Genomic DNA, 15,781 nt, shown 5'->3' with positions numbered 1-15,781 from the left:
TGGGAGAGATGAGATGAAATGAATCCAGTTGTCGGTCTAGATGTTTCAAAGGAAGAAAGTCATGGACAAGCCTTTTTAGCGCGCGGAAAGCCTTTCAGAGGGACGTTCCACTTTGAGCACACACGTGATGGCCTAACAAATCCACAACTATAAGGAAGAGTTTGAACCTTTTAAGAAAAGAGGCGTGCAACTAGGTGTCTTTGGAGCTATGTATTCAGGCATTTCACTACGGTTTTTAAGTAATTTCCCTACCTCATATTCGGTTTTGAAAACGGACGAAGAACCTTTTCATGCTAAAATCAAAGAAATGCTTTCAACGAAACGAGGTCGTTCAGAGGCTTGGGTTAACGAACGAGTAAAGCGGCTACTTCATGCGGCAAAACAAAATCCTTTCGAGCAAACCGTGTATGCCAGCCACTTTAACGTGGTTCCAGACAGCTTCGTTATGCGCTGGTTTTTGGCCGTTCAATGCGGACTTATCCGTTGTCGCAGTACACGAATTAAAAAGTTTTATGATCGAAAAAGGGCCGAAGGAACACCGCATAAAGTAGCGCTAGTCGCATGTGCAAATAAGCTTGTTCATTGGCTCCATGCTATCTTGAAAAACAAAAAGGCATTCCGTCCAACTTAAAGAAATTCCATCGGTATAACCTTCCAAGACGTAGGAGCAATTGGAGGATTATTTGGCATGCTCATTTGTAACTATAACATATGATTTCAATTGACTTTACTGGTAATCTTGACAAGCTATTAGCTGGTATAGCTATCGTGATCGTATCATGAAATTCCCCTTTCATATACAGAGCATCTCGCTGTAACCCTTCTCGTTTAGAACCGATCTCGTAAACATGGATTGCTCGCGGGTTAAACGTATACATCTCTATCAACACGATCGTTGTTTATGACGCTGATTTTCCTAATCCAAGCGGCAATTTCATCACGAGTGAATTCTCTTTGTGAGCCCGTCAGTCAGCCAGCCGCTTTAATGACCAGCTAATAAAAGAAGCCGCGATTTACGCGGCACTTAATGAAGCTCATTTTTCTATCGTCATATTATCTAGTAATCTCAGGATCAGCACCACGGCTTCCGCGCGTGTAGCAACGCCATGAGGAACAAATCGGTTATTTCCTCTGCCCTGTACGAGACCTAATTCCGTGGCGGATACAATGGCCGGATACGCCCAATCCTGAATTTGCTCCGCATCTCCGAAGGCCAGTTGCTTACCTGCACTATTCTTCTCGTCGTAGCCGATTACGCGCATCACCATAACAGCGATTTCAGAGCGAGTAATGAAGCGTTGAGGACGAAACGTATGATCCTCAAAGCCCTTCACGATGCCTGCTGTCACCGCTTGCGACACATGCGCTCTCGCATAGCTTGGAATTTGTTCAGCATCCTTGAAGGTAGTCGGTTTTCCCTCACTAGCAGAAAGCAAGAGCGCTCGGGAGAGCATTGTCGTCAATTGCGCACGAGTCACCTTATCCTGCGGTCGGAAGCTGCCATCCTGATATCCATTAATCCAGCCCGCCTCAGCCGCTTTCATAATTTCGGCATTCGCCCAATGATTCTTGATATCGTTAAAGCTTATCTCGTTTTCAGAAACAATTGATGTTATAAATGATAGCTTAGGCTCAAACGTAGCGCTAACAGCCTTGCTGTCCACCAACTTGACACGAGTTAATTGGATTGCAGCCTCCCCTTTTGCAGTAGCCTTAAACTGCAGGGTTGCCAATTGCAACGCGCCATTCTCGCCCTTGACATTGCCAATCTTCGTATTCGCGAAGGTCAGCTCCCCATCCCGAGCAATGGAAGGAATCGAAAACCCTCCCAAGGTCGTAGTCGTCTTTTGGAATTGCAATTTATTCGCATCGTAGGAAAGACGCAATTCGAAGCCGTACATATCCTTCAGATCCTCTCCTCCTACGCGAATCTCCACGATGCTTCCCACCTTGAATTTCACCTTAGTGTCCTTCACGGAACCATTGATAGAGAAGACAGGCTTCTCTGCAGCGAATGCCATTGATGGAATTAATGTGAACATTAACATCATAGATAACAGTAATGACAACAGTCTTATATTCAATCGCATCTTCTCCCTTTTGCGATATTTTTGTTTTACCGAGGGGTCAAGCCGTTTAGGGGCATCAACCTATGTCTGGTGATGCCCCTGAACGCTCTCAACCAAATTAATTAGCGAGAATTAACCTTGCCAACAACACTAGATCCTCAATGTCAATGATATCGTCATTATTGAAGTCGTATTCCTTCACTTGATTCCAGTCTGGGCTTGTAGCCTTCGACTTGCCATACACTTTAGCTAACAGCGCTAGATCGCCTACGCTTACTTTATTATCGTTATTTACATCGCCAGGTATTTTCGTCTTCTGAATTTGAACCGTATGCGTTGCACCGCTAACATCCGTCTCAATACCCTCTTCATCTGCGATAACAACACTGGAAACCCGAATATCGGCTGCTCCAATGATATCCTTCGCTTGGAAGCTAAGCGTCAGGAGATCCCTATTAGGATTCGTCTGATAATCATCTTGATGGATGCCGATAATACGAATCCATCCCGGTCCTTCTTTGTATTCGTGAACGAACTTCGCCTCATTCAACGTGACTGGCGCGCCTACAAGCTGAAGCTTGTCAGCATCGTACTCAATCATTAGATCCTGTGCCATAACCGTCTGCGTTATCCCTTTCAGACTATAAACCAAATCAAAGGTTTGTCCCGCTTGTACAGTCTCCTTGCCTGATAGAACTGCCGAGCTAACAGCAGCTACTGATGGCTTTGGTATATAGAGGTCAAAACGGTCAAAGGCTGGTGTATATTGATTTGGAACTGCGGTGTAATGGTTAAATCCTTGCGTGCCTGCACCATTATTGCCGCCAAACGGGTTGGAGCCGCCATTATACGTATTATTATTTGAGAACTTAATCGTATTGGCGCCTTTCTTCAGTTCTACATCAATGGTTTGTGTAGCAAATTGCTGCCATGAAACGGTATTTTTAAAGTGTACCATTCTCGCTTCACCGCCATTAACGCTGATCTGTGCATATCTCTCCACAACATCATTGTTATAGGAATGCGTACCCGTGCTTTCACCATTCGCATATCGAACAACCAGCTTGTAGTTTCCATCCTCAGGAACTACGATATCTTCAATGGCAAGATATCTTTCCGCAGCATCAAAAGAGGTAATGCCGCTGACATACTTACCGCCCGATGCATATTTTGCAAAGGCGTCGTTACGTATAAGCGGAAGCTCTGTTCCTGCTGGAGTTCCTACAATCACAGCATCCTCAGCTTCAATAGAGAAGATCGAATCTGTATTAACGAAGGCTGCATGAATAGCATCCAAATGAAGTGCTGCATTCGATTTGATATCAATCAGGTTGATGCCTGTGCGCAGGAACATGCGCAGCTTTGCTTCCGCCCATTGACCTTTCGTATTGGATACCGAAACATCCACTACTGGCTTGCGATCATGACCTACTTTGATGACGCCATTGCCGCCAGACGCATATCGAATCGCTACATCATACATCCCATCATCAAGCACACTTACGACAAAGCGAGTATTCGCATTAGGGTCTGTGCCGTAGCCAGTCACATAGCCCGCTCCTTCAAAGCCTGCAAGGCTGTCTCCGCGCGATAAGCCCTTCGCTGAATCATAATCAGCAAATTCCGCCTGTACACGATAATTCGGAAGCGCTCCTATCGCGCCACTATACGTTAACTCGAACGCGTCAAGCGTAGATTCGCCCTGACCCTCTGCACCCGTATCCTGATTGAATTTGCTAATGCTAATCGTATGCTTTCCGGCTTCTAGATCAACAAATGTCGTAGTTCCGCCTAACAGCTCATAGTTGTAATCTGCACGAAGAACGATCTTTTCGGATGGCCGATCATCAATTTTGATGAACCATTCCGAATTGATGCGTTGGTTCGCATTCCCGGTATTGGCTTGATTACGCATGCTTGCCGTTGCTCCGCTGCCGCCAATTAATTCCATTCGGTACCTTCCGTCAGACGGTACTGTAACATTGGTCCATTTTACAACACTCGTTTGTTGCTTAATACCTGAGATGTACTGACCATTGGAAGCTGAACGACCGGAGTTGCTAGCGCGCGGATAGACACTCGTCGTCGACACGTTTGTCAGCACCTCAGCATTCTCCGCTTCAAAGCGGTCAAACCAAACCTCATTGGATACGTTGCTTACTGCTGGAGTAATGACAGCGAAATAAGCCGATGTATAATCATCCAACTTCACATCAAGCGTGACTGAACCGTTCTTGACCGGATAATTACGATCAATAATTTGTGTAGGCTCTACAAGAAACCCAGTCAGACCCGTATAACCTGCATGCCATACGGTAACATGCACTTGCTCTGCCCCTGCTAAGAACGCTGGGCTGTTCGCATGGCCTGTCACGTTATTGAAAACGATCGAGCCGTTGCCTTCTGTACCACCGAACGCAATGCCAACCTGCTTCTTCTCATCCTGAATCGAGGACAGGCCATACAAGCCAGGACCGAAAGCGTCTGTCTCACTTCGTGGGGTAACGACGCTAATCTTGGCCATATCGCCGCCCATCATATCTGCATACCATTTATACAGCCACCATGCACCATTCGGTTCATTCTGTCCGGCTAGCAAAGAGCCGTAGGAATTGGCTGTATTCCAGTAAGGCAACATACTGTTCATCTTCAATTCGTCATACCGCGCGATATACTGCACAAGCGATCCACCTACAGCTATCTCTGCCGTAGCGGCATATTCGTTAATATCCACTTTGATCGGAAACGGAAGCTCGCGATCTGGATATAGTTCCTTGTACTTTGCTGTATTCGCTTGTTCTACAGCTCGGTAAGTCGCAATATTGCCCGCTGTAGCGTTAAACGCTTTGTTCCACAGCATATGCCAGCTGGTGATATCAGGGAGGCAATCATTAATTACGCAATAGGCAATAAAATCTTCAAACACCTTAGTTCCATACTGAGTTAGATTGACTCCTGAAATAACAGCGCCATGATCAATTTCTTTAATTTTTTTCGTTACCGCCAGCCAATCGCTGTTAAGTATCGCTCTTGAGCTTTTGCCCGTAGCGTTGTCGGACAGCAATTGCGGATAACGTGTATTATTTTGTTCAGGCTCATTGAAGGGAATATAAATGAATTTCTGATCCGGATCTTGACCGGGGTTTTCAGCACCCCATTTCTCCTTAAATGCCTTAACGGCCGTTGTAATCGGAATAACGGCTTCGTTAATATATTCTGTCGCCGTCCTTGAAGGATAGTACCAACGCTGATAATAATCCTGCATAACGATGTTAACGACTTCTCCGCCAGCCTCAAAGAAATAATCGGCTACTCTCAGAGCATCTCCTGTCGGATGCTGAATGCCATTCGGCGGCTTCTGCGAAATGTGCGAAGGCTTGATCGGAATAAGCGTGTTAATGTCTGGTACGTTGGGCTCGCTTATCGCATATAGTGCCCCGGCAGAGCCATGGAACACTTGTCCTAGCGAGCGATCTGCCAGATTCACATTGATTTTCGCAGGGATCTCTACGGTGTTTACCTCTGGCTTCGTTGCTTCATACAATGAGCTTATCTGATCCGTAGTCAATTTTGCGTTATAAACCCGGATATCGTCGAATTTCCCTTTGATATCTCCGTCCGATGTATAGAGAGATCTGCCAAAATCATTGAACTGCAACGCATTCAGAAAGTCACGATTAAATAATTGTGCCATCGTTGAGAGCATTGTCGCCCCGGAGGAGCTGTTGCCTGCTTCTATGCTGCTCGCTGCAAGCACCTTCCCATCCAGATACACCTCGTATGCGCCAGCTTTATTCATGGTTATCGCAATGTGCTGCCATTTGCCTCTGGAAGGGTTGGCATTCCACACGATATCTCCGCGGTAGCTAGCAACCGCTGCTGGATCTGTGCCCGTATACACCCGGTTATTAAACGATCCGCCGCCGGCAATCACAACAAACTCTGAATCACGCCATCCGTTTATTCCGCTGTTTGTCAGTCCTTTTGCTCCAATCGTAGAGGAGAAAAGTCGTGTATAAGCGTTTGCCCCTTGATCAATATTTACCCATACAGAGAAGGTAAGCGCTTCCTCAACTTCACTGTACAGATTCTTCGGCAGCTCCAGCCATGCTGTACCATTAGAACCTCCAGACAGGGATAGCACGCCCCCCCGCTGTTCATCGTTCACAATCGCCGCCGTCCCTTTAAGCACGGCATAATCGTCACTGTCTGCAGGATTTGCACTATTCTCAATGACCGTTCCGTTCTTTACCTGATTCTCATCAAATGACCAGTTGAAGATTGGACTTGCATCAGCCATCAAGTTCACTACCGGTTCTTGATCATCTGTCGTGGAAGCGCTTACCATCGAGATCGGCAACATAATCAATAAGGCTAGAATAGCTGCAATCGAACGCTTAACATAGGGTCTCAAAATAATCTCACCTCTTCATTTTTTTGTACAACCTGTTCCTCAAGCAAAATTACACTGGTATGAAGCTTGGCTTAAGCCAACATACCTGCTTCAACCTCCCCTTAGTCACTGTAATCTATTATCCCCAATGAAAATGATACGGTAGTACGTAGATTTAAGAAATCAAAGTTTTTTACTTCTCATGCTCCTTTCTTTACGATCTTCTACACTGCTACGAATGGATAACAGATGTCTTGTACTTTTTTTATTTGTTTCTATCTTTTTTTGACCATAACGAATTGGCAGCCTTAGGAGACTATCAAATACTAGTATTCACTTCGCTCATCGTCAATGGCTTGCTGAATAATAGCCAGAACTTCTTCCAGGTCTGTCCCTAATAAGTATTGATTTACACCTTCTAAAATTTTGACCTGCAAGGTTTCCGTCGATACGGTATGCGGCCAGAAAACCATGGCGTCCTCCCGAGTAACAACCTCTGCGATCTTCTCAATAATCGGATGATTCACTTCATAGCCCTTGACGGATGGAACTGCCAATGCGCCTAACGCCAGCTTCTCCTGATTTATTTTGCCATTCATGAATGCTACGAATAGCTTAGCTTCCTCTGGATATTCCGTATTCGAATTGATGACGCGATAAGTCCCAATATTAATGTTAGGAACCGCCCGCTCATCACCAGGAACAATCATAAATCCAATGTCAATATCCGAATTACGTTCCATAATACTTGGCAAGTCCCAAGTTCCCGCAGCAATCATTGCCGCTTTGCCCTGTCCCACTAAATCCTTCGATTGCTCATGTTTCAGACTAAGCCAATTTTCCGGCACATAACCACTCGTCACCAATTGATTCGTTTTCATCATGGCATCAACGAAGATCGGATGCGATACCTTCGTCTCTCCGCTCTCCAACTTAGCCGTCCAGGCAGAATCCGCACCGTTGCTTGATAGTATAGAGCCAAAGATAAATTGCGGAACCCACCATTCAGAATCAAGCGCAACGGGTATGATGCCTTTAGCTTTCAGCGTATCGCATAACAGCAGAAATTCATCCCATGTCTGTGGCACTACTAATCCGTGCTCCTCAAACATGGTTTTGTTATAGATTAAGCCGTCACTGTGCATAACTTCTGGAACGCCGTATATTTTGCCATCGATCGTTACCGGCTCAAGAGAGGAGGGAAGAAAATCCTGTAAAAATGTAGAGTTCGTCAAGTCCAAGTAAATATGATCGCCGAGTCTCAAAAACTCTCTAAACAGGCTTGGCGACCAAGTATCGAATACATCTAGCTTTTCTCCGCCTAGCAATCTCGCTTTAATTCCCGCTGTATAATAAGCATTCTGAATAAAGTCTGTTTCGATCTTAATCGTTGGATTAAGTAGCTCAAACTCTTCGATCGCCTTGTAATACGTTCTGCCTGCTTGAGCCGTATCCAGCAAATAGCTGGAATAACGCAAAACCACCTGAGCAGGCTCCTTGGTAGCGATCGTGCCGCGAGAGCCAATATTGCCTTCGTGCGTACATGAAGATAATATACAAATAGTTACAACAAGGAGCCCGTTAATTGCCCACCTTTTCAAAGATTTTTTCTCCTCTCTCCACCATCTGATAAGCTTGTTGCTGTAGAGCAAGCTGGTTTAGCCCCGATACTCCTCCGGACTTACGCCTACTACCTTTTTGAATATCCGGCTAAAATATGAATAATTGTGATACCCGATTTTCTCTGCAACCTCATACACCTTTAACTGTTTATTTTCCAATAAAAGCTTTGCTTTGTTGATACGAATCCCTGTTAAATAGCTGACAAAGTTCATCCCCGTCTCCTGCTTGAATATTCGGCTCAAATAAGAGGGGTTGACATTAATCTGCTTGGCGACGCTTTGTAAGGAGATATCCGTGTTGTAATACCGATCCATAATTTGAATCGCCATATCTGCATACGTTAGCTGCTCACTATTTTTGGACTCGCTTTCAAATAATGCAAGCACATAATCAAGCACGAGAAAGTGAATCTCCTCCCACGTTCCGACCTTGAGAATGGTTTCGTATAGTGACTTGTCGTCGGAAAGGAAGCGTGATCGCACCGTTATGGATAAATATGTATTCACAGTCTCAATCAAGGAAATATAAATGCCTCGAATTTCCTCCGCACTTGCTTGCTCCCGATGCACAAAGTTCCAAACATCCTCCATAAAGGCATGCAGCCGATTCACATTTTTACTCTCAATAATATTTTGGTATTCATGCTCTTGATTTCGACTCAAAGAAACGCCTGGACCCGTATGATTCGGATGCTTTGAAATCTCCTCAAAGTACAGCACCTGCCCAGCACCCGTGTAGAAGCTCTGCTGCAAGGCAAGCGATGCTTCCTGATACGCCAGCTTGATGTAGCGATACCCTTGTACAGGCGTACTCATTCCAATGGAGACACGCAAATTCACAAAATCCTTTATCGAGCGAATGATTTTGACACAAAGCTTATCTAATTCCGCTCGAAGGGACTTGTCCACCTCCGGTATCGTATTCATAATAACCAAATACTCCGACGAGCTTTCAACGACAATCTCGCGACTCCACTTATTCGGAATGATCTCCTCAAGCACATTAACGATCGAGAATCGCAGCAGCTTCTCGTCCTTCTCTACATATTTTTTCTGAACCTCTTCAAAATGCTCAATTTTTATTTTTGCTATGACCATCTCTGCAGGACGCAGACGTATGTTTAGAGGCTCGACCTTGGCGATAATATCCTGCTCCGACTTTAGCCCACTGATGGCTTCCTTGAACAGCACTTCCTTCAAATAGGTCAGACTTTGCTTATAGTAGTCCTCCGGCAACTGCGACAATTGATGCTGCTTGAGATGAGAATACTGTTGCCTAAGTTGGCTTAATAGCTGAGCTAATATATCCGGCTTGATCTCACATTTAATCAAATAATCAGAAGCGCCTAATTGCATCGCCTCTTTAACATAGCGAAACTCATCAAAATTGCTTAAAATAACATATTTGCAATTTTTCAAAAATTTACTTGTTTCCCTTATCAATTCCAAGCCATCCATGGTGGGCATTCTGACATCTGTAATGATAAGGTCAGGCGATGCCTTGGCGGCAATCTCCAATGCCTCTTTGCCATTCGAAGCCTCTCCCACAATTTGAAAACCATGCTCCTCCCAATGAATCAATGATCGAAGTCCAATTCGCATAAGAAGCTCATCATCAACAATAATCAGTTTTAACATGGCCTGTACTCCCTCCAATCCTAATCGCCTGGAATTGTAATGGTAAACGTCGTCCCGTTACCTTGAATACTAGTGAATGTCACACCATACTGATCTCCAAAATGAAGCTGAATGCGTCGATGCACATTTTGCACTCCAATTCCATATTTTTGCGAATGGCGAGCGGATAAGGCTTGTTCCAACGAACTCATGGTTTCCAAATCCATGCCAATTCCATTGTCTCCAATATGAATCTTGATTTTGCGATCTTCTTTACAAATGTGAACGATAATTGTACCGTCCTCCTCAGAATCGGCAATACCATGAAAAATAGCGTTTTCAATTATTGGCTGTAATGTTAGCTTGGGCACGTAATGATCAAGTAAGGCATCCTCCACTTCCCATATCATCTGAATACGATTATAATAGCGCACATTTTGAATTGTCATATAGTTGCTGATATTGTCCATTTCATCACGTATGCTCACCATCGAGCTTTCATGCCTAGCCGCATATCGCAACAGAGAAATAAGCGCCTCCGTCATATCAACGATCTTGTCTGCTTGCTGCATAGATGCAATCCACTTAATTGAACCCAGAGTATTATATAGAAAGTGAGGATTAATCTGCGACTGCAGGGCTTGTATTTCGGCGGCAGCTTTCTCCCCCTCTTCATGATGAATACGTTCTACCAGTCGCTTCAGCTCACTAGTCATTTGTTTAAATCGATTGGAAAGAAGCCCAATTTCATCGCGTGAGCGGATAGTAGGCAAATGATCAAATTGACCCAATTCTACCGATGTCATATTGCGCATTAGGCTCTTAAGAGGTCTTGTAATGACACTGGAAGAATAAAAGGAGATAATGACCGAGAAGACTAGCATTAAGGATGCAAGAATAATTAAATTTTGTTCTAAAATATCGCCCTCGGCAGAAACCTCATTTAGCGGCAAATAGAAATAGGTCGTCCACGGGAGTTCCTGAAAGGAGCTTTTCGCAACGATATAGTCCGTATCATCCGAACGAACGACACCTGCCCCCTGGGCATCCAGTTGACTGCTTAAATCTGTAGGGGAAAAATAATTAGAAAAAGGCTGCCCGATTAGAGACGTATCCGCATGATAAATAATATTATTATTTTCATCCACGATAGCAAATCTCGAACGCAAGCCTTCTTGCAGAAGATCATTCACAATATTGATAAAATCAATATCGATACTGGTCACCATTACTCCAATAAGCTTGCCATTATGAATATCGAAAATTTTGCGTGCTTGAAGAATCGCAAGGTGATTATCCATTCTAACCTGTAAATCTGCTGCTGTGCTTAATATTGTAACTTTACTGTCCGATTCCAAAAACCCCTTAAACCATTGTTCTTCAACCGCCCTGTAATTATAATCAATGGGAAGATGAGAGCTAATGTAAATATCCTTGCCACCATTCAAATTATAAATATAAATAGAAAACAGACGATCCTTCAACAAAATGTAGTTCATCAGCATCCGATAGACGATACTTTCGTTCAATTCACCGCTGTCTCTGAGATAATCCTGAATGGGGTAAGCCTCATGCGATGAAGCGGATACATAACTGTTCATCCCATAGCTTGCAACGAGTGACAGCTTCTCTACTTCCCTCAGAAACTCTCCAATACGAATCGTTGATTGGCTCGCAATATCCAACATCAAATCTGAATATTTGCGTTCCAGAAGATTCTGGGAGGTGTAATACGAATTAAGTGTCATCGTAAGGAGCGGGATAATTATACAGCATAAGAAGATGATAATAAGCTTGGTATTTATACTAATAAATTGAAACATTCTGCTTATATTCATCACTTCATCTCATTCCATCTCATTAATATGGGTTAAGCGTTGACGGAGAACTATAAGCTCTTTATATGCGAACAAACTTATAGATTCTTATATTTTTTTAAAAAGATAGATATTAATACCATTCTACCAAAGATCACAGAGTCAATAGCAAACAACCGTTCATGGCTACTATTATTTTTTTCTATGGTATTTAGCAATAAAGAGCAGAGCGAGGGACAGCCCCCATCTCTGCTCCTTATTGCAACGATACGCTTGGCCTTGGTATCGGATGTAATCCGCTAGACTGTCGCACGAACGCTTACAGCTTGCCTCCTGATGTTGAAATTCCCTCCACAAATTGCTTCTGAAACACCATAAAGATCAGAAGCATCGGCCAAATTGCCAAAACGGAGGCAGCCATCAACTCAGGATAATGCACAGAGATAGCGCTCTGGATCTTCGCCAGTGCCGACGAAAGTGTCGCCGATTCCGTGCTTGTATTAATAATTAGCGGCCACATCATATCCTTGAAAGCAAACAAAGAAGTAAAGATTCCTAAAGCGATCAAGCCTGACCTGGTTAATGGAAGCATAATGCGAACGAAGGTTTGACCAATATTGCATCCGTCCAGCTTCGCAGCCTCTTCCAGCTCTTTCGGCAGATTAAGGAAAAATTGCCGCAGCAGGAAGGTTCCGAATGCACTCACTATTCCCGGGAATACCAGTGCAAAGATCGTATTGCGCATGCCTAGCGCGTCTACCATTAGATACTGAGGAATAATGAAAATTTGAGTTGGCACCATCATTTGAAACAAAACGATGCCAAACAGGAAGTTTCTTCCTGGAAATTGCAGTCTAGCAAACGCGTATGCAGCCATCGCGCTAAAGAGTAGCGAGCAAATCACACGAAACAATATCATCGCAAATGTATTATAGTAGAAGGCAACAAAGTTATTTTTCTCAATGACTTCCAAATAATTTATCCATTTCACTGTGTTGGGGAAAAACACAAAGGGATTCATCGATGTGGACTCCGCAACTGTCTTGAATGATGTGAGCAACATCCAAAGAAATGGCAAGATCATCAAACAAGCACCAACTGTCAAAAAAGTATAGGCTAATACTTTAGCGAATTTCCCAACCTTTCCCATTAAATGATACCTCCTACATGTAATTGACCCATTTTTTCTCTGCTTTGAGTTGAATATACGTAATGATCATAATAATAACAAGTAAAAGCACAACAATGGAGGAGCCATAGCCTTTATCCATATATTTAAAAGAATTATTATAGAACAAGTATACAAGAGATACCGTATTCTCATAGGCAGGATTTGCTACATCTATCATCATATAGATAACGTCAAACACCTGCATGGACTGTATAATTGTTGTCACACTTACGAAGAATAGCGTTGGCGTCAGAAGCGGTAAGGTAACGACAAAAAATTGTTGCATCTTACTAGCTCCGTCAATTTCTGAAGCTTCATAGTAATCCCGCGGGATTTCCTTCAGGCTCGCCAGCAGCAGCACCATATTGTACCCCACAATACTCCAAATCCCAATGATCGAAATGGCGATCAATGCAACTTGGGGATCGGTCGTCCACTTTACAGAATCAAGCCCTAATCGATTAAGGACATAGTTTATTAATCCAAACTGAGGATTATATAACCATCTCCATACCATAGTTACAGCTGCTGGCGCTGCCATCATGGGAATGAAATAGATCGTCCGAAAGAAAGATTTGCCCTTAATTTTCCCGTTAAGCAAAACTGCGATGATAATGGAAAATACAACACTGAATGGAACAACAAGCAGCGTATAAAGAAGGGTATTTGCGACAGCATGCCAGACCTGCGCATCCCCGAACATTCGGATATAATTATCGAAGCCGACAAATATGTTGCCTCTGCCAAAATCTCCGCTTTTAAACAAGCTCAAATAAATGGTTTGGAAAATCGGAATGATATTTAGAAAAATCAAACCTATCATCGTGGGTGCGACCATGAACCAACCCCATAACCACATGTTAAGCTTGCTCTTCGACACTTTTTTTCGAGTGCTTATTATATTATTCATCCTAAACTCTCCTACTAAATGACGGTAACCGTGTATGGTTACCGTCATTTGGATTCTTTGAGTCGGAGCTACCGCACCGGAATACCGTGCTTACTCAGCTTCAAGAGACTGATTCATCGCAGCAGCCGCTTTTTTAGCTGCCGCCTCAACCGATTCTTTACCGCCAAATGCCGATTTTAATGCTTCGTATGCTTTGTCCTCCCAAACAATTGTTGTGTTGGAATAAGGACGAATAACACCATATTTCACCATATCAACAAATGCTTTTACGTTAAATGTTGTGTTGGAAGAAACCCACAAATCTGCTGCGCCTTCATAAGCTGAAATAGCGACTCCCAATTGCGCTTGTTTATCTTGTCCTTCCTTTGAGCCCAGGTATTCAACAAACTTCCAAGCTTCCTCCGGATGCTCCGTATTGTGAGCAATGGAATGAGCTAAGCCGTTATAAATAGAAGCTTGCTTCGCTTGTTTCGGAAGTACAGCTACATCAAAGTTTTTCGCAAGGAATTCATTTGCTGTAAAGCCCGCCAGGTTCCATGAACCGAACAGCCCCATAGCTACAACCCCATTTTGCAAGGCTTCCGCACGCTCTGAATCAGCATAAACTTCTGGAGACAGACCATCACGGACAAATTTCACATAGTACTCCAACGCCTCAATGGTTTTCGGATCGTCGTAACCAGATTTTTTGTCATCTGTGATGATGGTTCCGCCATTTTGATATACGAAGTTGTAGTAACCCTCTTGATTATGAAGCGGTGCCAGCATACCATATACGCCATCCTTCGTCAGCGCCTTGGCAGCATTGTACAAATCGTCCCATGTCCAAGTCTCATCCGGATAACTCAACTTAGCCGCATCGAACAAGGTTTTGTTGTACCAAAGGCCAATGGTGTCGAAATCCTTTGGCACGCCATATTGCTTATCCTCGAAATTGTAAATCTGTACAATTCCTTGAGGAAACTTAGACAGATCCACCTTCGAGCTGGAGCCGATTTGGTCGTTCAAATTCATCAGCATCCCATTCGAGGCATAACGATAAATTTCGTTGGAATGCATCCAGAATACGTCTGGCAAGGAGCCACCTGTTGCACCTGCCTCCAACATTGTCCAATAATCGGACCAGCCAATGACTTCAATATTAATTTTGATACCCGGATTTGCAGCTTCGAACTCATCAGCCATTACGCGAAGGCCCTTCGCCTGATTGGAATCCCAAACGGCATATCTTAGCGTTACATCACCTTTGTTATTGCTCGTATCACTATCTTTTCCTGTCTGCTTTGGAGCTTCTGTCTGTTTGTTCTCATTGTTTGCGGGAGACGTATTCTTATTTCCCGCACACGCTGTTAAAGCAGTTAAACTAAGTACGAATACAAGCATCAACAGCAAAACTTTGTTCTTCATCCTGTAAAAACCTCCCTAAACTGTTTGCGTTCTCTTTCATCTACAATAGTAGGCTATACGGGAGGCTCTTGAAATTAACGCATTTTACGACTCATGTACCTTTCTTTACTACCTACCCAAATGTCTATTCCCTCCCTCAAGTTTTTTTGCACTTCTTTTACTTTTAAGATTCATTTTTTTACTTATACAATGGAATTCCTTTAATTGCGGCCATGGTCGAGCCCACCGAGATAATTTCACCCAGCCTCTCAAAGAAAAGAAAGTGAAGATTTCCCTTCATCAGCTGCAATACGCAAAACCCAGAATGGTTTGCTGTCCACATACTTCTGACTCATGACATGCCCCCCATTGGGCGGGGATGCTCAGGAGTCACCTGAACAGGAATGAAGATCGCCTGATTATTGGGAGAAAACAGAGCCTGCTTCTTCAACCAAACGTAAAGATGGCGTCGGTCGAAATGATTGGCTTTGCACAAATGCATCGGCAGCTCGTCACTTGCACGGAATGTCTCGACACGAGCTTCTCAATCCATAAAAAAATCCTCCTCTGAAAGTCTTTTGAGGAGGGTTTTCGGCTACGTTTGCTCGATTTGAAGGTGGTGACGCTTGATGCTTACATCCCAGGCGTTTTAGAGAAAATGGATAAAATTGTAAATGCTAATCTAAACATGTACAGAAGTGCTTGAATAATAATGTACAACTTTGACGAGATGAAACATACTGGTCTCAAGGGAGAGATGAGTATGTACATCACGTTGAATGTTCAATCCAACATC

The 15,781-nt window shown here is 43.7% G+C and carries 9 protein-coding genes; 1 reads left to right on the top strand and 8 read right to left on the bottom strand.

Features of this window, described 5'->3' with window-relative positions; genetic code table 11:
* The first annotated feature begins 208 nt into the window (after positions 1–208).
* A complete protein-coding gene (locus E0496_RS21615) occupies positions 209–631 on the top strand; it encodes a hypothetical protein (protein ID WP_421924418.1) in 423 nt (140 codons plus the stop codon).
* A gap of 403 nt (positions 632–1,034) precedes the next feature.
* Here the strand turns inward: E0496_RS21615 and E0496_RS21610 are convergent, their stop codons facing one another.
* The 8 genes from E0496_RS21610 to E0496_RS21575 all read right to left on the bottom strand — a co-directional run bounded on the left by E0496_RS21610 (position 1,035) and on the right by E0496_RS21575 (position 15,006).
* The gene (locus tag E0496_RS21610; RefSeq protein WP_241674922.1) at positions 1,035–2,051 is read right to left on the bottom strand and encodes an S-layer homology domain-containing protein; all 1,017 of its coding nucleotides are present in this window, start codon (positions 2,049–2,051) and stop codon (positions 1,035–1,037) included.
* A 136-nt stretch (positions 2,052–2,187) separates the two neighbouring features.
* Positions 2,188–6,483, bottom strand: coding sequence for a LamG-like jellyroll fold domain-containing protein (locus E0496_RS21605; RefSeq protein WP_141503871.1), 4,296 nt, complete (start codon positions 6,481–6,483; stop codon positions 2,188–2,190).
* Between the two features lie 305 nt (positions 6,484–6,788).
* Positions 6,789–8,063: an ABC transporter substrate-binding protein gene (locus E0496_RS21600; protein WP_241674921.1), complete on the bottom strand. Its 1,275-nt coding sequence runs from the start codon at positions 8,061–8,063 to the stop codon at positions 6,789–6,791.
* Positions 8,064–8,120: 57 nt separating this feature from the next.
* Complete coding sequence (locus E0496_RS21595; protein WP_141503870.1) at positions 8,121–9,722, bottom strand: response regulator; 1,602 nt, start codon at positions 9,720–9,722, stop codon at positions 8,121–8,123.
* A gap of 20 nt (positions 9,723–9,742) precedes the next feature.
* Complete coding sequence (locus E0496_RS21590) at positions 9,743–11,524, bottom strand: cache domain-containing sensor histidine kinase (protein WP_277755873.1); 1,782 nt, start codon at positions 11,522–11,524, stop codon at positions 9,743–9,745.
* 313 nt (positions 11,525–11,837) lie between these two features.
* Entirely contained in the window at positions 11,838–12,668 is an 831-nt protein-coding gene (locus E0496_RS21585) for a carbohydrate ABC transporter permease (RefSeq protein ID WP_141503868.1), read from the bottom strand.
* A 13-nt stretch (positions 12,669–12,681) separates the two neighbouring features.
* Positions 12,682–13,599 (bottom strand): carbohydrate ABC transporter permease, encoded by a 918-nt coding sequence (locus tag E0496_RS21580; protein WP_141503867.1) that lies wholly within the window; start codon positions 13,597–13,599, stop codon positions 12,682–12,684.
* A gap of 90 nt (positions 13,600–13,689) precedes the next feature.
* Positions 13,690–15,006, bottom strand: coding sequence for an ABC transporter substrate-binding protein (locus tag E0496_RS21575; protein WP_141503866.1), 1,317 nt, complete (start codon positions 15,004–15,006; stop codon positions 13,690–13,692).
* Between the last annotated feature and the right edge of the window lie 775 nt (positions 15,007–15,781).

The organism is Paenibacillus luteus (assembly GCF_006542765.1).
GTDB classification, from domain to species: domain Bacteria; phylum Bacillota; class Bacilli; order Paenibacillales; family Paenibacillaceae; genus Pristimantibacillus; species Pristimantibacillus luteus.
The sequence above is the reverse complement of the archived record's forward strand: the minus strand, read 5'-3'. Positions and strand labels throughout refer to the sequence as shown.

Coding starts and splice junctions, on each gene's coding strand:
- E0496_RS21590 (WP_277755873.1), bottom strand. CDS start 11,524: ATGTTTCAATTTATTAGTATAAATACCAAGCTTATTATCATCTTCTTA.
- E0496_RS21580 (WP_141503867.1), bottom strand. CDS start 13,599: ATGAATAATATAATAAGCACTCGAAAAAAAGTGTCGAAGAGCAAGCTT.
- E0496_RS21585 (WP_141503868.1), bottom strand. CDS start 12,668: ATGGGAAAGGTTGGGAAATTCGCTAAAGTATTAGCCTATACTTTTTTG.
- E0496_RS21615 (WP_421924418.1), top strand. CDS start 209: ATGTATTCAGGCATTTCACTACGGTTTTTAAGTAATTTCCCTACCTCA.
- E0496_RS21595 (WP_141503870.1), bottom strand. CDS start 9,722: ATGTTAAAACTGATTATTGTTGATGATGAGCTTCTTATGCGAATTGGA.
- E0496_RS21610 (WP_241674922.1), bottom strand. CDS start 2,051: ATGATGTTAATGTTCACATTAATTCCATCAATGGCATTCGCTGCAGAG.
- E0496_RS21575 (WP_141503866.1), bottom strand. CDS start 15,006: ATGAAGAACAAAGTTTTGCTGTTGATGCTTGTATTCGTACTTAGTTTA.